This window comes from Actinomycetospora chiangmaiensis DSM 45062, assembly GCF_000379625.1.
In the GTDB taxonomy this organism is placed as follows: Bacteria; Actinomycetota; Actinomycetes; order Mycobacteriales; family Pseudonocardiaceae; genus Actinomycetospora; species Actinomycetospora chiangmaiensis.
Map to the genome: position 1 here is coordinate 57,155 of NZ_KB903227.1, position 16,978 is coordinate 74,132.

At 74.5% G+C, this 16,978-nt stretch carries 21 protein-coding genes; 14 read left to right on the forward strand and 7 right to left on the reverse strand.

Annotated features, from left to right (window positions below):
* The first annotated feature begins 4 nt into the window (after nt 1–4).
* Nucleotides 5–451: a winged helix-turn-helix transcriptional regulator gene (locus A3CO_RS0112965; protein ID WP_018332683.1), complete on the forward strand. Its 447-nt coding sequence runs from the start codon at nt 5–7 to the stop codon at nt 449–451.
* An 86-nt stretch (nt 452–537) separates the two neighbouring features.
* Entirely contained in the window at nt 538–1,527 is a 990-nt protein-coding gene (locus A3CO_RS31965) for an alpha/beta fold hydrolase (RefSeq protein WP_084681807.1), read from the forward strand.
* A gap of 71 nt (nt 1,528–1,598) precedes the next feature.
* Here the strand turns inward: A3CO_RS31965 and A3CO_RS38075 are convergent, their stop codons facing one another.
* On the reverse strand, nt 1,599–1,739 hold the full coding sequence (locus tag A3CO_RS38075) for a hypothetical protein (RefSeq protein WP_018332685.1): 141 nt from the start codon (nt 1,737–1,739) through the stop codon (nt 1,599–1,601).
* Nucleotides 1,740–1,945: 206 nt separating this feature from the next.
* Here A3CO_RS38075 and A3CO_RS31970 point away from each other — a divergent pair, with 206 nt between their 5' ends.
* From A3CO_RS31970 to A3CO_RS31990, 11 genes are all read left to right on the forward strand, one after another.
* On the forward strand, nt 1,946–2,836 hold the full coding sequence (locus A3CO_RS31970) for a DUF2188 domain-containing protein (RefSeq protein ID WP_033414369.1): 891 nt from the start codon (nt 1,946–1,948) through the stop codon (nt 2,834–2,836).
* A 278-nt stretch (nt 2,837–3,114) separates the two neighbouring features.
* Nucleotides 3,115–3,747 (forward strand): RNA polymerase sigma factor, encoded by a 633-nt coding sequence (locus tag A3CO_RS0112985; RefSeq protein ID WP_245561498.1) that lies wholly within the window; start codon nt 3,115–3,117, stop codon nt 3,745–3,747.
* The gene (locus A3CO_RS35805; RefSeq protein ID WP_018332688.1) at nt 3,744–4,508 is read left to right on the forward strand and encodes an Asp23/Gls24 family envelope stress response protein; all 765 of its coding nucleotides are present in this window, start codon (nt 3,744–3,746) and stop codon (nt 4,506–4,508) included. Before A3CO_RS0112985 ends, A3CO_RS35805 begins: the two co-directional genes overlap by 4 nt.
* A gap of 95 nt (nt 4,509–4,603) precedes the next feature.
* Entirely contained in the window at nt 4,604–5,062 is a 459-nt protein-coding gene (locus A3CO_RS0112995; protein WP_018332689.1) for an Asp23/Gls24 family envelope stress response protein, read from the forward strand.
* Nucleotides 5,059–5,379 (forward strand): hypothetical protein, encoded by a 321-nt coding sequence (locus A3CO_RS31980; RefSeq protein ID WP_018332690.1) that lies wholly within the window; start codon nt 5,059–5,061, stop codon nt 5,377–5,379. The genes A3CO_RS0112995 and A3CO_RS31980 overlap by 4 nt, the downstream gene beginning before the upstream one ends.
* 103 nt (nt 5,380–5,482) lie before the next feature.
* Complete coding sequence (locus A3CO_RS0113005) at nt 5,483–5,695, forward strand: hypothetical protein (protein ID WP_018332691.1); 213 nt, start codon at nt 5,483–5,485, stop codon at nt 5,693–5,695.
* A complete protein-coding gene (locus A3CO_RS31985; protein ID WP_018332692.1) occupies nt 5,692–6,069 on the forward strand; it encodes an Asp23/Gls24 family envelope stress response protein in 378 nt (125 codons plus the stop codon). Before A3CO_RS0113005 ends, A3CO_RS31985 begins: the two co-directional genes overlap by 4 nt.
* Nucleotides 6,066–6,653 (forward strand): DUF6286 domain-containing protein, encoded by a 588-nt coding sequence (locus A3CO_RS0113015; protein WP_018332693.1) that lies wholly within the window; start codon nt 6,066–6,068, stop codon nt 6,651–6,653. The genes A3CO_RS31985 and A3CO_RS0113015 overlap by 4 nt, the downstream gene beginning before the upstream one ends.
* 5 nt (nt 6,654–6,658) lie before the next feature.
* Complete coding sequence (locus A3CO_RS0113020) at nt 6,659–7,246, forward strand: hypothetical protein (RefSeq protein WP_157647513.1); 588 nt, start codon at nt 6,659–6,661, stop codon at nt 7,244–7,246.
* Nucleotides 7,243–8,379, forward strand: coding sequence for an NHL repeat-containing protein (locus tag A3CO_RS0113025; protein WP_018332695.1), 1,137 nt, complete (start codon nt 7,243–7,245; stop codon nt 8,377–8,379). The genes A3CO_RS0113020 and A3CO_RS0113025 overlap by 4 nt, the downstream gene beginning before the upstream one ends.
* An 80-nt stretch (nt 8,380–8,459) precedes the next feature.
* The gene (locus tag A3CO_RS31990) at nt 8,460–8,633 is read left to right on the forward strand and encodes a CsbD family protein (RefSeq protein WP_018332696.1); all 174 of its coding nucleotides are present in this window, start codon (nt 8,460–8,462) and stop codon (nt 8,631–8,633) included.
* A gap of 89 nt (nt 8,634–8,722) precedes the next feature.
* On the opposite strand, the gene A3CO_RS0113035 is transcribed toward A3CO_RS31990, so the two are convergent.
* Both A3CO_RS0113035 and A3CO_RS40010 read right to left on the reverse strand, forming a co-directional pair.
* Nucleotides 8,723–9,679 carry a manganese catalase family protein gene (locus A3CO_RS0113035; RefSeq protein WP_026204562.1) on the reverse strand — a complete coding sequence of 319 codons (957 nt, stop codon included), beginning with the start codon at nt 9,677–9,679 and terminating at the stop codon, nt 8,723–8,725.
* Between the two features lie 126 nt (nt 9,680–9,805).
* A complete protein-coding gene (locus A3CO_RS40010) occupies nt 9,806–9,934 on the reverse strand; it encodes a hypothetical protein (RefSeq protein ID WP_018332698.1) in 129 nt (42 codons plus the stop codon).
* Between the two features lie 243 nt (nt 9,935–10,177).
* Here A3CO_RS40010 and A3CO_RS35810 point away from each other — a divergent pair, with 243 nt between their 5' ends.
* Nucleotides 10,178–11,155 (forward strand): GAF and ANTAR domain-containing protein, encoded by a 978-nt coding sequence (locus A3CO_RS35810; protein ID WP_018332699.1) that lies wholly within the window; start codon nt 10,178–10,180, stop codon nt 11,153–11,155.
* A gap of 61 nt (nt 11,156–11,216) precedes the next feature.
* Here the strand turns inward: A3CO_RS35810 and A3CO_RS39030 are convergent, their stop codons facing one another.
* The 4 genes from A3CO_RS39030 to ctaD form a co-directional block, all read right to left on the reverse strand.
* Nucleotides 11,217–12,440 carry a helix-turn-helix transcriptional regulator gene (locus A3CO_RS39030; RefSeq protein WP_018332700.1) on the reverse strand — a complete coding sequence of 408 codons (1,224 nt, stop codon included), beginning with the start codon at nt 12,438–12,440 and terminating at the stop codon, nt 11,217–11,219.
* A gap of 31 nt (nt 12,441–12,471) precedes the next feature.
* Nucleotides 12,472–14,391, reverse strand: coding sequence for a CheR family methyltransferase (locus A3CO_RS0113055; protein ID WP_018332701.1), 1,920 nt, complete (start codon nt 14,389–14,391; stop codon nt 12,472–12,474).
* Nucleotides 14,385–15,377, reverse strand: coding sequence for a chemotaxis protein CheB (locus tag A3CO_RS0113060; protein ID WP_026204563.1), 993 nt, complete (start codon nt 15,375–15,377; stop codon nt 14,385–14,387). Before A3CO_RS0113060 ends, A3CO_RS0113055 begins: the two co-directional genes overlap by 7 nt.
* A gap of 3 nt (nt 15,378–15,380) precedes the next feature.
* Nucleotides 15,381–16,978 (reverse strand): aa3-type cytochrome oxidase subunit I (ctaD, locus tag A3CO_RS32005; protein WP_018332703.1); only part of this gene is annotated, 1,598 nt, incomplete at its 5' end.

The following is a 16,978-nucleotide window of genomic DNA, read 5'->3' on the forward strand; positions in this document are numbered from 1 at the left end:
CGCCATGAAGCACGACGAGCTCGGGGACGTCTACTGCTCGGTGGCCCGGACCTGGTCGATCATCGGGGAGCGCTGGACGATGCTGATCCTGCGCGAGTGCTTCCGCGGCGAACGGCGGTACGACCACTTCCGTTCGAAGCTGGGCCTCGGCAGCAACGTCCTCAACGACCGGCTGCGGCTGCTCACCGAGCGCGGCGTGCTCGAGCGCGTCCGTTACCAGGACCACCCGGCCCGCCACGAGTACCGCCTCACCGCGAAGGGCGCCGACCTCTACCCGGTCCTGGTCGCGGTGATGGCGTGGGGGGACCGCTACGAGAACGACGTCCCCCCGGTCACGCTCGTCCACCGCGCCTGCGGCCACGCCGCCGACGCCCGGCTCACCTGCGGGCACTGCGGGGAGCCGCTCGGCTGGCGCGACATGACGGCCGAGTTCGCACCCGGGGCCTGGTAGGTCACCGGGGTCATCCCCGTGCGTCACACCACCCCGGGTCGCGGCCGTCACGTGCTGCGCACACCCGTCGTCGGGAACCCGTCCCCATGGCCATCCCGCACGCACGCCGTACCCGTCGACGCACGGTGACCGTGCACGGCGAGGCGGTCGGGTTCTGGGAGTCCATCCCCGCCCACCACGTCGACGACGACCGGTCGGGCCCGTGGACGCATCCCGTCGGCGAGGTCGTGGTGCTCGTGCACGGCATCGCCGGCAGCGCGGCGACCTGGCAGCCCGTGCTCGCCGAGCTGGCCCGGCGGCGCGACGGCCGCCACGTGATCGTGCCCGACCTCGTCGGCCACGGATCGTCCTCCGCGCCCTGGGCAGACTACTCGCTCGGCGGCTACGCCACCGGCGTCCGGGACCTGCTCGCGGTCCTCGGCTACGACCACGCGGCCGTCGTCGGGCACTCGCTCGGCGGCGGCGTGGTGCAGCAGTTCGCGCTGCAGTTCCCCGAGCACTGCGACCGGCTCGTGCTGGTCTCGTCCGGCGGCCTCGGCCGCGAGGTGAGCCCGGTGCTGCGCGCGGCGACGCTGCCCGGTGCCGACTGGGTCCTGCCGGTCCTCGCCAACCGGCACGTCGTCGCGGGGATCGACCGCCTCGTGACGACGGTGCCCGGGTTGCGACGGCTGCGCGGGTCGGTCGGCGAGTCGGCGCGGTCGTTCGCCTCGCTCGCCGACCCGGACCACCGGCGGGCGTTCCTCCACACCGCCCGCAGCGTCCTCGACCCGGGTGGGCAGCGCGTCCGCGCGACCGAGCGGCTCTACCTCACCGAGGGCCTGCCCACGCTGATCGTGTGGGGCACCGCCGACTCGATGATCCCGGTCGCCCACGGCCACCGGGCCCACGCGCTCATGCCGGGCAGCCGGCTGGAGCTGTTCGAGGGCGCCGGGCACTTCCCGCACGCCGACGACCCCGGCCGGTTCACGCGGCTGCTCGTCGACTTCCTCGACCGCACCGAGCCCGGTCACCGCAGCGTCCGCGAGCAGGCGGCGCGGATCGCCGCCCACGCGGAGCTCGAGCCGGCCACGCCGTAGACCCGCCGTCGACCCACCTGGTCCCGACGACGGGTGCGGCGGGTCCGGCGGCGTCGGCCGGTGGGCCGGCGTCAGTCGCCCTCGACGCGGTTCGTCGCCTCCGGCGGCTGCCGGTCCTCCTTCTCGTGTGCCCGGGCGGCGCGGTCCGGCCCGCCCTCCTCCTCGGCGCGGTCGGTCTCCTGCTGCGCGGCGCGCTCGTTCTCCGTGCTCATCGCTCCTCCTCCACGGTCGTGGCCGGTTCGAGGGGCCCGGCTACCCGATCCGGTCCCCGGCGGGCGTCCGGAACATGTGTCGGGGCTAACACGAGGGGGCGGATGACGTCGACGTACCTGCCGTGTCGTACAGGGGAACCCGTCCCGTGTCCCCCCGCGGGGTGCCGGGGCGGACGACGAGCCACTCGAACACACGGGAGGACACCATGTCGGATCGACACGTACGCGCGGTGGACGACGGCTGGGCCGTCGAGAAGACCGACGCGAGCCGGGCGAGCGCGGTGCTCGCGGTACAGGCCGAGGCGATCACGCGCGCCGTGGAGATCGTCTCCAACGACGGCGGCGGCGAGGTGATCGTGCACGACGTCGACGGCAAGGAGGTCCAGCGGCGCCACGTGGAGCGCGACGCCGACGACACCGCGGCAGTCGCGACGGAGCTCGCCGCCGCCGTGACGGGCGCGAAGGGCAAGGAGACCGCGAAGGCCGCAGGCAAGGCCGCCCAGGCGGACGCGAAGGAGATCGGGGAGGACGCGAAGACCGTCGCGAAGAAGACGGCGGGCGAGGCGCAGGACGGGGCCGAGAAGGCCGCGGCCACCGCGTCGGCCGCCGCCGACGGCGTGGCGCAGCAGGTCGACGAGGTCCGCTCCGGCGAGAAGTCGCTGCGCTCGGCCGCCGAGGACGTGTCCTCGATCGCCCGGACGACGGGCGGCCAGATCGCCGACCAGGCCGACCGCACCGGCCGTCAGGTCGCCGGGGAGGCCCGCGGCCTCGGCCGCCGCACCGCTGCGGTGGTCGACGAGCGCGCCGACCAGGCCGGCGAGCGCCTGGTGGCCTCCACCGACCGCGCCGCCCGGGAGGGGAAGCGGGCCCAGCGGGAGCTGGACTCGGTCGCGTCCCGCACCGGCAACGTCATCCACGCCGCCACGGAGGCGGCCGCGACGCCGTTCGACCGCCTCGCGGTGCTGCTGAACCCGGTGCGCGTCACCGGCCGACTCGTCGGCGCGGTCGCGACCGGCGGGCTGCGTCTGGTCGGCCTCGGTGCCGCCCGGGGCAGCGAGCAGGCCGACCGCGGTGCCCGCAAGCTCGCCGGTCGTTGAGTCCGCCGGGGTCGGGGCCGACGGCCCCGACCCCGCGCGGCGCACCGCGCCGGGTCGACGTCGACCACGGTGACGTGGACGGGCCGTGATCGCGACCGCGGGCGGGTCCGGCCGGGTGGGATGCGCCGGTACGACACGGGGAACAGCGGGTTCGTCATCCCTCAAATGGCGTGATCGGTAGCACGCAATGGTGCAGCGTTCAACCATTCGGGTACGGGGTGCGCGGGGCGCGACTCGAGCAACGGGTCACGGCCGAGCGAGAGGACACGGTGGCCCGGGTGGCAGCATCGACGCTGGACCCGCGACGGGAGGCACCCGACGCCGGGCCGCCGCCCGCCGGGCTGGACCACGAGCGGCCCGCGCCGCGCCCGCCCGGGGAGGACCCCGACGTCGACCGCTGGCTGGTCGGCCGGGTGGTCGAGGGTGACGCCGACGCCTACGAGGAACTGCTGCGCCGCCACCGCGACCGCATCTACCGCATCGCCCTGCGGGTGCTCGCGAACCCGGCCGACGCCGACGACGTCACCCAGGAGATCGCGATCCAGCTCTGGACCGGCCTCGCCGGGTTCACCGGCAGCGCCGCGTTCACCACGTGGCTCTACCGGGTGGTGGTCAACCGCTGCCTCAACGTGCGACGTCGTCGACGCCCCACCGAGGAGCTGACCGAGACGGTGCACCCGAGCTCCCCCGGACCGGAGGCCCGGGTGGTGGCCGGCCAGGAGCTCGAGGCGGGTCTGGCCGCCCTGGCCGACATGCCGGAGGAACTCCGCGTGGCCCTGGTCCTGATCCAGCTCGAGGGACTGAGCTACGCCCAGGCCGCGTCGGTGCTCAAGGTCCCCGAGGCCACCGTGCGCGGAAGGCTGGCCCGGGGACGGGCCCACCTGGTCAAGCAGATGAGGAGCTGGGCATGACCGACGGGCCCGACGCGCGTCCCACGCACACCGACGGCTCCGCGGACTCCCCGGACGCCGGCGACTCCGCGGTCGACCTGCTCGGCATCGACGCCGCGTTGCCGTGCGGCCGCGATCCGCAGCCGTTGCTCGAGCAGGTCACCGAGCACGGTGCGGTGGCCCTCGACGACCACCAGCGCGGGTGCCTGCACTGCCAGGCCGCGCTCGCCGAGTTCGACCGGCTCTGGGCGCCCATGCGCAGCGTCGCCGCGGACCGGCCGCAGGCCCCGCCCGGCGTGCTCGACTCCGTGCTCATGAGCATCCGCGGGGTCAGCGAGGACGCGGAGTTCGCCCGGATCGACGAGGGCTACGGCCACACCCGCATCTCCGGGCGCGTCGTCGCGGCGATCGCCCGCCACCACGCCGCCCGCGTGGCCGGCGTCCGCGGCGCCCTCGGCAAGCTCGACCGGGCGGGGCACCGTCGTGGCGCCCCCGACCCCGACTTCCCCGAGACCTCGGTGCACTCCGCCCAGCCCTCCGACATGGCGCGTGGACCGCAGGCCAGCGCCGGGGTCGCCGGGACGTCGACGGCCATCGAGATCGTGCTCGCCGCGGACTACGGGCGGGACCTGCAGGCGCTGGCCGACCAGGTCCGTGCCGCGGTCGTCGCGGGCGTCCGGGCCAATACCGGCCTCGAGCCGGTGTCGGTCTCCGTCGTCATCGACGAGGTGCTACTCCCCCGGGAGGCGTCGGGAGAGCCAGCTCACTCGAACGGCGCGTGACGATCGCGCGCGATCCGGTGTCCCACCACCGAGTACGACGGACACTCCCCGCCCACCCCGGGCGGCGCCGTCGTCGCGAAGGAGGAGGACACGCGATGACCACCCCGGTCACCACCCCGGCCACCACCCCGAAGGCCACCGGCTCGGCGCTGGAGAGCACGCAGGGCAAGACGACGATCGCCGACGCGGTCGTCGCCAAGGTCGCGGGCCTCGCCGCCCGCGAGGTGAGCGGCGTGTACGGCTTCGGGGGCTCCGCCGCCCGTGCCTTCGGCGCCATCACCGAGCGCATCCCCGGCAGCCGCTCGTCGGTCACCCAGGGCGTGTCGGTCGAGGTCGGCGAGCGCCAGGCCGCCGTCGACCTGACCATCGTCGTCGAGTACGGCGTCGCGATCGCCGACCTGGCCCGCTCCGTGCGCCGCAACGTCATCTCCGCCGTCGAGCGCATGACCGGCCTCGAGGTCACCGAGGTCAACGTCGACGTCGTCGACCTGCACCTGCCCAGCGACGACGACGGCGCCGACGCGGCCCCGGCCGAGCCCGCCCGCGTGCGATGAGCGCCGCCGGGCCCCACCCCGCCCCCGCGGTGATCGGCGGGCTCGACGTCGACCGGGTCGCCGCCGCGGTGCAGGCCTGCCCCCTCGTGGCCGGCCTGCACCCCGGCCTGCACGGCAGCGTCGCGACGCTGCTGCCCGGCCGGCGGGTGCCGGGCATCCGGGTCGTCGAGAGCGACGGCCGGGCCGTCGGGCTCGAGATCGCGGTCGCCGCGCCCTACGGCGCGGTGCTCGCGCGGGTCGGCGAGCAGGTCCGCGCCGCCGTCGCGCCCGTCGCCCCCGGCGTCCCGGCCGAGGTCACCGTCGCCGACGTCGTCTGACCGCTCCGTCCGATCCCGCTCCGTCCGACCCCTCGTCACGTGATCGCGCGGGCACCGCCCGCGCCCCCTCTCTGCAGGACTCTCTCCAGGACAAGGAGAACCCATGTTCACCACCAACACCGTCCTCGGCCTGGCCGTGGGCATCGCCCTCGGATTCGCCGGTGCGTTCGGCGGGTTCGGCACATTCCTGCTCGTGCTCGTGCTCGCCGCCGTCGGGCTCGCCGTCGGCCGCTGGCTCGACGGGCAGCTCGACCTCAACGAGATCGGCGAGCAGCTCCGCGGCGCCGGGTCGGATCGGGGGAGGAATCGGCTGTGACCGCCACGACCGTCGCGACCCCTGCGCCCACCGACGCCGCTGACCGGGGTTCGCTCACCATCGCCGACACCGTCGTCGAGAAGCTCGTCGTCGCGGCCGCCGCCGAGGTGGAGGGCGTGGACACGACCACGAGGTCCGGCACCCTCGGCCGGTCGGCCCGGGCGACCGTGCGCCGCACCGGCGACCAGGTCGAGGCCGACCTGCAGACCGCCGTGCGCTACCCGCACGGCCTGGCCGCGACCGCCGACGCCGCCCGCGACCGCATCCGGACCCGGATCGACGAGTACACGGGCCTGCACGTGTCGCGGATCGACGTCACCGTCTCCGTGCTCAGCGGTGCCGCACCGCGCGCGACCGGGCGGGTGGTCGCATGACCCGCCGTCCCCGCCGCACGCTGCCCGCGTTCCTGGTGGCCCTCGTGCTGCTCGCGCTCGGGGCGCTCGCGGCGACCAGCGCCATCCAGACGCTGCTCGGGCGTACTCCCGTCGTCTCGCTCGACGCGGTGCCCTCGGCCCTCGCGGGGGTCGCCTGGGAGTCCTCGATCGTCCTGATCGTGGCGGGCGTCGCCGCCCTCGTCGGCCTCGTCCTGCTGCTCGCGGCGATCCTGCCCGGCCCGTCGCACGTCCTGCCGGTGACCACCACCCCCGCTCCCGCCACCGGCGGCGACGCCGGGGACTGGGGCCCGTGGTCGGGCGGCGGCGTCGAGGCCGCCGGCTGGCACCGCAACGACCTCGGCCAGCGCCTGCGCCGCCGCGCGCAGACCGTCGAGGGCGTCTCCGGCGCGACCGCGAAGGTCCGGCGCCGCAGCGTCAAGGTCGTCGCCAGGACCCACCGGGCGACCACCGGCGAGCTGCGTGAGGCCGTCGAGTCCGCCCTGTCCACCGACCTCGACACGCTCGGGCTCACCCGCCCCCCGCGGCTGCGCGTGAGCGTGTCCTCCACCCGCAAGGAGCGGTGATCGTCATGGCTCGTGGTCGTGCCACGAATCCGCCCGCCCGGCTCAACCGGAGTCTGCTCGCCGTCGTCGGGATCCTCCTGATCGCCGCCGCGCTGCTCGCCGCCGGCATCTCGACCGGGCAGCTCCCGCTGGTCGCGTCGAACGCCGCGATCGTGCCGTCGTCCTCGCTGCCCTCGTGGGGCGCGTGGATCGTGGCCGCCGCCGGGATCGTCGTCGGGCTCCTCGCCCTGCGCTGGCTGATCGCCCAGGCCCGCCGTCGCCCGGCCGGGTCGGCGTGGTCCGCCGAGGCCGCGGGCCCGGTGGAGGGGCGGACCACCGCCTCCTCCTCGGTCATCGCCGACGCCCTGTGCGACGACCTCGAGGCGCACCCGGCGATCGCCGACGCCACGGCGCGGCTGACCGCGCCCGCCCCGCGCCCGGCGCTCTACGTCGAGCTCGCCGTGGACGCCCGGGCCGACGCGACCGAGGCCCGGGCCCACCTCGAGCAGCACGCCCTCCCGCGGCTGCGCAGCGCGCTCGGCACCGAGACGCTGCCCGTGGAGCTGCTGCTGCGCACCGGGCGGGCCGGCAAGGACGAGCGGCGGGTCTCGTGAGCGCGCGCCGGGCCGCCGTCGTGACGGTGGCCCTCGCGGCCCTGCTCGGCGCCTGCGCCGACACCCCGCTGGTCGTGCCACCGGGCGCGGGTGCGCCGACCTCGTCGGCCGCCCCGGCCCCGGCCACGCCCGTGCCCTCGACACCGGCGCCCGCCCCGGCGCCCCCGGCCACGACGCTGCCGGCGACCTCGCCCCAGGCGACCGTCACCCCGGCCGGCCGGGTCACCGATCTCGGGGACGGTGCCGCGACCACCCTCACGGTCTCCCCCGTCGACCAGCGGGCCGTGGTCACGCTCGTCGGCACGAGCTCCGCCGCCACCGTGCAGGTGAACCCGGACACCGCCGCCGTCGCGGCCCGGTCCACCGTGACCGGCAGCCCGCGGTCCGCGGTGTCCTCCGGCGACCGCTCCGGGCTCGTGCTGGCCGACCCGTCGGCCGGGCTGACCGGGGTCACCCTGCCCTCCGGGGCCGTTACCGACGCCCCGGCGGGTGCGCCGGCCGGGGTGCAGGCGCTCGCCCTCGATCCGTCCGGGAACCTCCTCGTCGCCGCGACCGGTGTCGCCGGCGACGCGCGCCGCGAGGCGGCGGGTGTCTCCTCGAACGGTTCCCTGTCGCTGCTGCGCGACGGCCGGGTCGCGGGCCAGGTCGGCGGTCTCGGCCGACCGGTCGCGCTCGCAGTCGCCGGGGAGCGGGCCGCGGTGCTCGACACCGAGCGTTCGGTGGTGCACCTGGTCGACCTGGCGACGATGCGGGAGCTGACCGCCGTACCGGCCGGCGATGGGTCCACCGCCGTGACGATCGACCGGCACGGCCGACTGCTCGTCACCGACACCCGGGCCGGGGTGATCCGGCGCTACGACCTCACCGGGCAGGCCCCGACGCCGCTGGCCCCGATCCAGCTCGGCGCCTCGACCGCCCCGTACGGGACCGTCTACGACGCGACGACCGACCGGCTCTGGGTCACGCTGACCGGGACGGACCGCCTCGTCGCGATCGACCTGAGCTCGGCCGACCAGCCGCGCACCGTGCTCGACCTCGCGACGGTCACGCAGCCCGACCTGGTCGCCCTCGGGCAGGGCCGGGTGTACGTCGCGAGCCCCCGGACGGGGCAGGTGCAGATCGTCCTCGCGTAGGTGCAGCAAGTGGACCGTCCGGGGGTACTCCCCCGGTGGACGGCGGCGAGCAGAGCCCGCCAGGAGGAAGGAGACCGTCGATGAGCGCGGACGACAAGGCCGGCAACAAGATCGACGAGCTGACCGGCAAGGTCAAGGAGACCGTCGGCAAGACCGTCGGCAACGAGAAGCTCGAGGTGGAGGGCCGCGCCCAGCAGGGCAAGGCCAACGTCAAGCAGGCCGGCGAGAAGATCAAGGACGCCTTCAAGTCCTGATCGACCCCCACACCACGGACGGGCCGTCCGCCACCCTCACCGGTGGCAGGCGGCCCGTCCGTCGTTCCGGGCCCGACGACGGGTCAGGCTCAGCGGCCGGCCGGGCCCCACTGCGGCGGGGCGGACTCGGCCTGCATCTCCATCTCGGCGGTGGCCTGCACCAGCTCCATGAGCTCGGGGTCGAGGCCGGGGCCGAACTCCTCGGGCCGCTCGACGGCGATGCCGGGGAAGGGGATGCCCTCCGGGGCCTGCTCGGTCGACATCGACGTGCCGTCCTTCGACGGCGAGGTGCCCTGGATGATCCGTCCGGCCTCGGAGAGCTGGTCGAGGCTGAACGTGTACTGCTTGGACTGCAGGCCCTGGTCGGTCAGCGTCCTGACCTCGGGGAACTGCTCGGCGTTCGTCTTCGGGATCGGCAGGAGCTTGTTCCACTCCACCCCGAGGCACTCCAGCGCCTTGGCGTAGGCGTTCTCGTGGGCCTGGTCGCGCACGATGAGGTAGGCGATGGTGGAACGGGCGGTCTTGTTGGCGGTCATCTCGTAGAGCCGGCACTTCTGCAGGCGGCCGGTCGACTCGAGCATGAGGTTGTAGAGCAGGTTCAGCGGCAGGTTGCCGGAGTCGTAGACGTACTTGCCGGTCCACGGGTCGCCCTGCGCGTCCACCGGCAGCGCGCCCTGGGCGCCGACCAGCCAGTGGTGGATGTTGCCGCCCGAGAGCGCGATGTTCAGCGGCGTCGCGCCGCCCGCACCGGGCTCGTCCAGCGACGTCGGGTTGCCCTGGTAGCGCGGCGACCCGTCGACGAGCTGGGCGATCGTGGAGGCGATCAGCTCGACGTGCCCGATCTCCTCGGTGCCGATGCCGTACAGCAGGTCACGGAACGGCTTGCCCGTCGGGCCACGGAAATTGAAGCTCTGGAAGAGGTACTGCATCATCGTGCGCATCTCGCCGAACTGACCGCCCAGCCCCTCCTGCAGGGCGTTGGCGGCGGCCGGATCCGGCTCGTCGGCGGCGATCTCGTTGAGCATGCGCTGGACGTGAAGGAACACGGAGTAGCCCCTCTGCGTGGTGGAGGTCGGACAGGCCGCCCGGGGCTGGAACGACGTCGACGACCTGCACCGGGTGGACGGCGGGAACTCTCGGCCAAACGCCCGGTTCCCGGCCGTCCGTCCGGATCAGCGTTCCCCGGTCGGTGCGGGGTCGGCCGCCTCGCGGTCGTCGGACGGGTCCTGGTCGGCCGGCACGGTGTCGAGCGACCGGTCGTCCGCGTCGTCGTTGGGGGGTGGGTCGGACTGGGTCGTCATGGGGCCTCCTCGGGTCGTGGCCCCGGGATGTCCGCCCGGGCGGTCCGGTCAACCCCCGGACCGCGTGCCGGGACGCGGTTGCCGGAAAATGCCCCGCACGGTCTACTGACGGCCGGCGTGTCAGCGGTCGTGGCTCCACCCCGGGGGCGGCGGACCGAGGTGTTCCGGGACCGGGCCCCCGCCCGCGGGGGCCCGGTCCGCCCGGCGTGCGCTCGCGCCGTGTCAGCGGGAAAGAGGACGACGGTGCCCGACGAGCCGCAGGCCATGCTGGCCGAGGTGATCGACCTGCTCGACCAGGTCGGCGCCCGGCTCGGCGCGTTGGGCAGCACCTCGCCCGACGACGACGCGACCTCCGCCGCCGAGACCGGGGCGATGCACCGGGCGCGGGCCTCCCACGCCCGGGAGCGGGCGCAGGACATGCGCGACGGGCTCGAGGACGTCCGGCGCCGCGCCGTGGCCATCGCGGAGGAGATGCGCGGCCGGCGGGCCGAGCGGCGTCGCGACGCCGAGGGGAGCCCGGCCGCCGCCTGGTGGGACCACGTGGCCGCAGCCGCGGACCGCCTGCTCGATGCCCGGATCGAGGACCACGGCGACGTGCTGGACCATCTGCTGGAGGCGGCGCGCACCGTGCTCCCCGCAGCGGCGGGCGTCGGGCTCGTCTGGTGCGACGACGACGGCGGGTTCGCGACGCTCCACCACGACGACGACGACGTCCTCGACGCCCTCGCGGAGCACGTGCGCCGCACCGGCTCCGGCCCGGCGCCCGCGGCGCTCGCGGGCGACGTCGTCGAGGTCCCCGACCTGCGGCGCGACGCCCGGTGGCCGGACCTCGCCGCGGACGCGCCGGCGCTCGGGGTCGGCAGCCTGCTCGTCGTCCGTCTCACCGCCGAGGGTCAGGACCGGGGCCGGGACCGCGGACCACACCTCGCCGCGGTCTTCCACGCCCCGCGGCCGCACGCCTTCGGGACGGTCGCGGTGACCGCCGCGCGCCTCCTGGCCCGGCAGACCGCGGTCCTGCTCCTCGGCGCCCGCCGGGTGGGCGGCCTCCTGCGCGCCCTCGAGGGCCGCGACGTGATCGGCCAGGCCAAGGGCATCCTCGTCTCCCGGGACGGGATCACCCCCGACGAGGCCTTCACGCGGCTCACCGAGGCCTCGCAGTCCACCAACGTCAAGCTCCGCGACGTCGCGACCTGGCTCGTGGAGCAGACCCGGCAGGGGTGAGCCGACCGCTCCGGCCACGGCCTCGTCGTCGTCGCGATGCAGCGGACCTCGTCCTGACGCGTCAGGCCCGCAGCGTCCGGCTCGGCGAGACGCCGTAGGTCTCGCGGTACATCGTCGCGAAGCGGCCCGGATTGGCGAAGCCCCACGCGGCAGCGATCGCGGCGACGGTGTCGCCCCGGGTGGGGTCGGCCGTCTCGAGGTCGCGGTGCGCGCGGGCGAGCCGGACCTGGCGCAGGTAGGCCATGGGCGAGCCGCCGCGGTGCCGGTTGAACGCCAGCTGCAGCGCGCGGGGGCCGATCCGGGCGGCCTGGGCGATCTCGTCGAGCGATACGTCCTCCCCCGCGTGCGCCTCGATGTACTCGACGGCGCGGCGCAGGGCGGCGGGCTCCGCGTCGGGACGGTCGTCACGCAGGGGCGGGACGAGGGCGGCCACGAGGTGACGGCCCACGTCGCCCGGCGGCTCGTCGAGGGCGACCGCCGTCTCCAGCAGCACCTCGAACGCCTCGTCGTCGTCGAGGTCGAGGTGCCGGGCGAGGACGGCCGCGGCCGCGGCGAGGTCGGGGGCCGCCGCGTCGCCGGCCGGGCGGCCGAGTCGGTCGGCGACGTCGCGGACCAGCGCGAGGGTCGCCGCGTCGACGCCGGCGGCGTCCCGGAGGCCCACCGCCAGGCCGCCCCCGGAGTCGCCGACGGCCCGCAGCAGCAGGCCGCGGGCCCCGGCGTCCCGCGCGGCACCGGCCAGCGCCGGGTGGCAGGCGGTCCCGGGGATCGTCAGCTCCACGGTCCCGGCGGCGAGGACGGCGCGGACCGCCGTGTCGACGGTGGCGACCGCGCCGGGGTGGATCGTGCCGACGGTGACGCCCGCCCCGGTCGGGGGGACGTAGCGGGACCAGGCGGCGCCGGGGATCACCCGGCGGGTGAGGTCGACGAGCCGGGTGGCGCGGTCGCCGCTGGGGCGCACCGCGAACGCGGCCCGTGCGGCGGCGAGCTCCGTCGCGCCGGCGTCGGGCGCGTCGGACGGCGGTGTCGACACCGACGCCGTCACCCGCCGGATCAGCTCCGAGCGTCGCGCCAGCTCCCGCGCGCGACGACGGACCTCGCCGACCTCCTCGCGGACCCGACGGGCCTCGGCGCGGGCCAGGTGCGCCCGCCCCTGACGGATCGTCCGGTTCTCCTGGGCCGACCCGTCCTCACCGGCGAGACGGTCGAACGCGTCGAGCCGATCCGACACCGTCTCCAGCAACGCGACGAGTCCGGCCAGCCCGTCGTCGATTCCCTCCGCGCTCACGCTGACAGTTTCCTCCTCCGACACGTATTCGTCACGTTCCGTGCGTCGTTCCGGGATCGAGTTGGTCCATCAGGATGATCGCGCCGTCGGGCCGACCCTGGCGCCCGAGGAGCGGGGAGACGGCGATCGCGAGCTGCACCGTGCGGCCGCGACGGTTGATCGCCTCGACGCGCAGCGGGTCGTCGCGCTGGCCGTCGCCGTGCAGGACATCGCGGACCAGGGGCCGGACGCGGTCGGTCGCGAGGCCGATGTCGAGGTTGAGCAGGTGCTGTCCCACCGCCTCGTCCGAGCGCAGACCCCAGAGGTCGTCCGCCCGGCCGTTCCACGCCTGCACGATCAGCTCGTTGTCGACGACGACGACGGCGGTGCGCAGGCTGCCCAGCACCGACTCGAGGAAGTCGTTGGCCCGGTCGAGCTGCGAGGTCCGGTCCCGCATCTCGTCGTTCATCGACTGCAGCTCGTCGTTGGTCGACTGCAGTTCCTCGTTGGTGGTCTCGAGCTCCTCGACGGTGGACTGCAGTTCCTCGTTGGTGGTCTCGAGCTCCTCGACGGTGGACTGCAGCTCCTCGTTGGTCGTCTCGAGCTCCTCGACCGTGGACTGCAGCTCCTCGTAGGCCGTCTCCACCTGCCGGTGGGCGGCCTGCAGCTCCCCGGTCATCCGGCGGTAGCGCGTGACGTCGGTGAAGAACAGGGCGATCGCCGGCCCGGCGTCGGGCTGCCCGCCGAGCGGCACGACCTGGATGTCGAAGAAGAGGGTCTCGGTGGAGGACCGCGCGAACTCGGCCTCGTGCTGCCACAGCGCCGTCCGGTTACGGCGGACGTCCTCGTAGGACGACCGCAGACCGGCGATCCGGTGACAGAGCTCCAGCTCGGTGAACCGGCGCCCGATCTCCCGGCTGGTCACCCCGAGCTGCGCCTCCGCCCGCCGGTTCGCCGTGGCGACCACCTCGTCGGCGGTCACCACCACCGTCGCGAGCGGACTGAACAGCAGCGCCTCGTCGTCGAGCTGGGACTCGGCGCGCGGCGTCGGCGTCTGGAGGCGACCGACGGCCCCGACCCCGCGGCCGCTCGGGTCCACCTGGTCGGCCTTACGGAAGAACCGCCGCTTGAGGTCCACCGGCAGGAAGAGGCGGCCGTGGCTCAGCAGCATCTCGGCCTTGCCCAGGAACAGCACGCCCGCGGTGTTGAGCGCGAAGTGGAAGCGCCGCAGCACGCGGGACTGCGTCTCGGCGTTGAGGTACATCAGGGTGTTGCGGCAGACCAGCAGGTCCAGCCGACCGATCGGGGCGTCCTGCACGAGGTCGTTCCGCCCGAAGATCACGCACCGCCGCAGATCGCTGCGGAAGGTCCAGCGCGACCCGGTGCGCTCGAAGTAGCGCTCCCGCCAGCCCGGGGGCAGCGCCTGGAGCTCCTTCTCACCGTAGGTGGCCTGGCGGGCCGCGGCGAGGGCGTCCTCGTCGACGTCGGTCGCGTAGACCTTGACCCGCGCGCGGAACTCCTCGATCCCGAGGGCCTCGGCGAACACCATCGCGAGCCCGTACGCCTCCTCGCCGCTCGCGCAGCCGGCCGACCACACCCGCACGGACTCCCCGCGGGGCTTCGGGGCGAGGATCTGCGGGACGATCTGCCCGGCGAGCTCCTCCCAGGCCTCGGGGTCGCGCAGGAAGCCGGTGACGTTGATCAGCACCGTGTTGAACAGCTGGGTGAACTCCTCGGTGTCCACCTGCAGCAGGTCGAGGTACTCGGCGAAGGTGGACACGTCCACCTGCTGCATCCGGCGCCCAACCCGGCGGCGGATGCTCGAGCGCTTGTAGCCGGTGAAGTCGAACCCACGGCTTTCCTTGAGGAAGGCCAGCAGCGCCTCGAACTCGGCCTCGGCGCCCGGGTCCGGCTCCGTGTCCGGCTCCGTGTCGGGGGCGAACTCCTCCTCGGAGTCGTCGTCGGTCACCACGCCTCTCCGTCCCGGGGGCTCGACAGCAGGTCACGCACCGCGGCCGCGGAGGCCAGCGCGTCGTGTGCAGTCTCGCGCGCCCGGTCGGCCATGCGCGAGGAGCCCCGCTGGTCCGCGCTGCGCGCGATGCGGTGCTGCAGGGCGGCCTTGTCCTCGAGGGCCCGCAGCGCCGCCTCCAGGGCACGCTCCACCACGGCCGCCTGCCCGCGATGCAGGCTCTCCTGCGACCACGCGTGGCCGATGCGGCACCGGTAGCGGAGCAGGTGCGGCTCCTCGATCTCGTACAGCGGGCCCGCGCAGTCCGGGCACGACAGGCCGGCGGCCCCGTGCCCGGGCTCGGTCCCGGGCTCGTGCCGCCCGAGGGCGAGCGCGACCTCGTCGGCCAGCTGTCCGTCCCCCCGCAGCGTGCCCAGGGCCGGCCGGGCCACCAGGTCGACGACGGCCTCGGCGATCTCCGCCGCGGGCCGCACCACCGCGCCCGGCACCTGGCGCAGGGCGGCGAGGGGCATGGCGTCGAAGGCCGCATCGTCGGGGTCCTGCACCGCGGCGGCGCCCCCGTGCCGCACGATCTCCAATAGCCCCGCCGCGCCGTCGTCGAGCATCCCGCTGAGCACGACGCCGACCGCACCCGGCCCCGCCGCGAGCGCGAGGGACCGGAAGAGCGGGTCGATGGCCGGCCGGTGACCGTTCTCCCGCGGTCCGCGCGTCACCCGCAGCGTGCCCTTCTCCACCAGCAGGTGGTGCCCGGGCAGCGCCACGTGGACGACGCCGGCCACCAGCGGTTCCCCGTCACGGGCCGCCCGGACCGCCAGCCGGCTCCGGCGCCCGAGCAGGGTCGCCAAGCGGCCCGGGGCCGCGTCGGACTGATGGATGACGACGAGGACGGCGGCGGGCAGGGACGCCGGGAGCCCGGCGAGCACCGTCCCCACCGCGTCCAGCCCGCCGGCCGACGCGCCGATCCCGACCACCCGTGGCAGTTCCGACACGGGTCAGCGGTTCCGCGGGTCGGAGCCGGAGATGTGCTCGCCGCCGGTGCCGTGCGCGGCGATCTCCCCCGGGCTGGGCGCCGACGACCCGACGTGGGACTCCAGCCGTATCCGGTCGCTCATGTGCGGGTAGTGCAGCTCGAACGCCGGGCGCTCGGAGCGGATGCGCGGCAGTTCGGTGAAGTTGTGCCGCGGCGGCGGGCACGAGGTCGCCCACTCCAGCGAGTTGCCGTGGCCCCACGGGTCGTCCACCTCGACCGGACGCCCGTGCCGGTAGCTGACGAACACGTTCCACAGGAACGGCAGCGTCGACGCGCCGAGGACGAACGCGCCGATCGAGGAGATCGTGTTCAGCGTGGTGAAGCCGTCGGTGGGCAGGTAGTCCGCGTAGCGCCGCGGCATGCCCTCGTTGCCCAGCCAGTGCTGCACGAGGAACGTCAGGTGGAAGCCGATGAAGGTCGCCCAGAAATGGAACCTGCCGAGGCGCTCGTCCATCATCCGGCCGGTCATCTTCGGGAACCAGAAGTAGATGCCGGCGTAGGTGGCGAACACGATCGTCCCGAACAGCACGTAGTGGAAGTGTGCGACGACGAAGTAGGTGTCCGAGACGTGGAAGTCCAGCGGCGGCGAGGCCAGCAGGACGCCGGTGAGGCCACCGAGCAGGAACGTGACGAGGAACCCGATCGAGAACAGCATCGGCGTCTCGAGCGTCAGCTGCCCCTTCCACATGGTGCCGATCCAGTTGAAGAACTTGATGCCGGTCGGCACGGCGATGAGGAACGTGGTGAACGAGAAGAAGGGCAACAGCACGGCACCGGTGGCGAACATGTGGTGCGCCCACACCGCGACGGACAGCGCGCCGATGGCGAGGGTGGCGAACACCAGGGTCTTGTAACCGAACACCGGTTTGCGGCTGAAGACCGGGAAGATCTCCGTGACGATGCCGAAGAAGGGCAACGCGACGATGTAGACCTCGGGGTGCCCGAAGTACCAGAACATGTGCTGCCACAGGATCGTGCCGCCGTTGGTCGGGTCGAAGATGTGCGCACCCAGATGTCGGTCGGCGGCCAGCCCGAGCAGCGCGGCGGTGAGGATCGGGAAGGCCAGCAGCACCAGGATCGAGGTCACCAGGATGTTCCAGGTGAAGATCGGCATCCGGAACATGGTCATGCCCGGCGCGCGCATGCAGACGATCGTCGTCACGAAGTTGACGCCGCCGAGGATCGTGCCCAGCCCGGAGACGACCAGCCCCATGATCCACAGGTCCTGGCCGAGCTGCGGGGTGTACGGCGCGTCCGAGAGCGGCGTGTAGGCGAACCAGCCCGCCGAGGCCGCGCCTCCCGGCGTCAGGAACCCCGCCATGACGATGAGCCCGCCGAAGAGGAACAGCCAGTAGGAGAAGGCGTTGAGGCGCGGGAACGCCACGTCGGGGGCGCCGATCTGCAGCGGCACGATGTAGTTCGCGAACCCGAACACCAGGGGCGTCGCGTAGAGCAGCAGCATGATCGTGCCGTGCATGGTGAACAGCTGGTTGTACTGCTCGACCGACAGGATCTGCAGACCCGGCTGCGCGAGCTCGGCCCGCATCAGCAGGGCCATCA

What these genes read in the sequence shown, in the direction of transcription:
- A3CO_RS0112965 (WP_018332683.1), top strand. Translation starts at nt 5, where the DNA reads ATGAAGCACGACGAGCTCGGGGACGTCTACTGCTCGGTGGCCCGGACC.
- A3CO_RS31965 (WP_084681807.1), top strand. Translation starts at nt 538, where the DNA reads ATGGCCATCCCGCACGCACGCCGTACCCGTCGACGCACGGTGACCGTG.
- A3CO_RS38075 (WP_018332685.1), bottom strand. Translation starts at nt 1,739, where the DNA reads ATGAGCACGGAGAACGAGCGCGCCGCGCAGCAGGAGACCGACCGCGCC.
- A3CO_RS31970 (WP_033414369.1), top strand. Translation starts at nt 1,946, where the DNA reads ATGTCGGATCGACACGTACGCGCGGTGGACGACGGCTGGGCCGTCGAG.
- A3CO_RS35805 (WP_018332688.1), top strand. Translation starts at nt 3,744, where the DNA reads ATGACCGACGGGCCCGACGCGCGTCCCACGCACACCGACGGCTCCGCG.
- A3CO_RS0112995 (WP_018332689.1), top strand. Translation starts at nt 4,604, where the DNA reads ATGACCACCCCGGTCACCACCCCGGCCACCACCCCGAAGGCCACCGGC.
- A3CO_RS31980 (WP_018332690.1), top strand. Translation starts at nt 5,059, where the DNA reads ATGAGCGCCGCCGGGCCCCACCCCGCCCCCGCGGTGATCGGCGGGCTC.
- A3CO_RS0113005 (WP_018332691.1), top strand. Translation starts at nt 5,483, where the DNA reads ATGTTCACCACCAACACCGTCCTCGGCCTGGCCGTGGGCATCGCCCTC.
- A3CO_RS0113015 (WP_018332693.1), top strand. Translation starts at nt 6,066, where the DNA reads ATGACCCGCCGTCCCCGCCGCACGCTGCCCGCGTTCCTGGTGGCCCTC.
- A3CO_RS0113020 (WP_157647513.1), top strand. Translation starts at nt 6,659, where the DNA reads ATGGCTCGTGGTCGTGCCACGAATCCGCCCGCCCGGCTCAACCGGAGT.
- A3CO_RS31990 (WP_018332696.1), top strand. Translation starts at nt 8,460, where the DNA reads ATGAGCGCGGACGACAAGGCCGGCAACAAGATCGACGAGCTGACCGGC.
- A3CO_RS40010 (WP_018332698.1), bottom strand. Translation starts at nt 9,934, where the DNA reads ATGACGACCCAGTCCGACCCACCCCCCAACGACGACGCGGACGACCGG.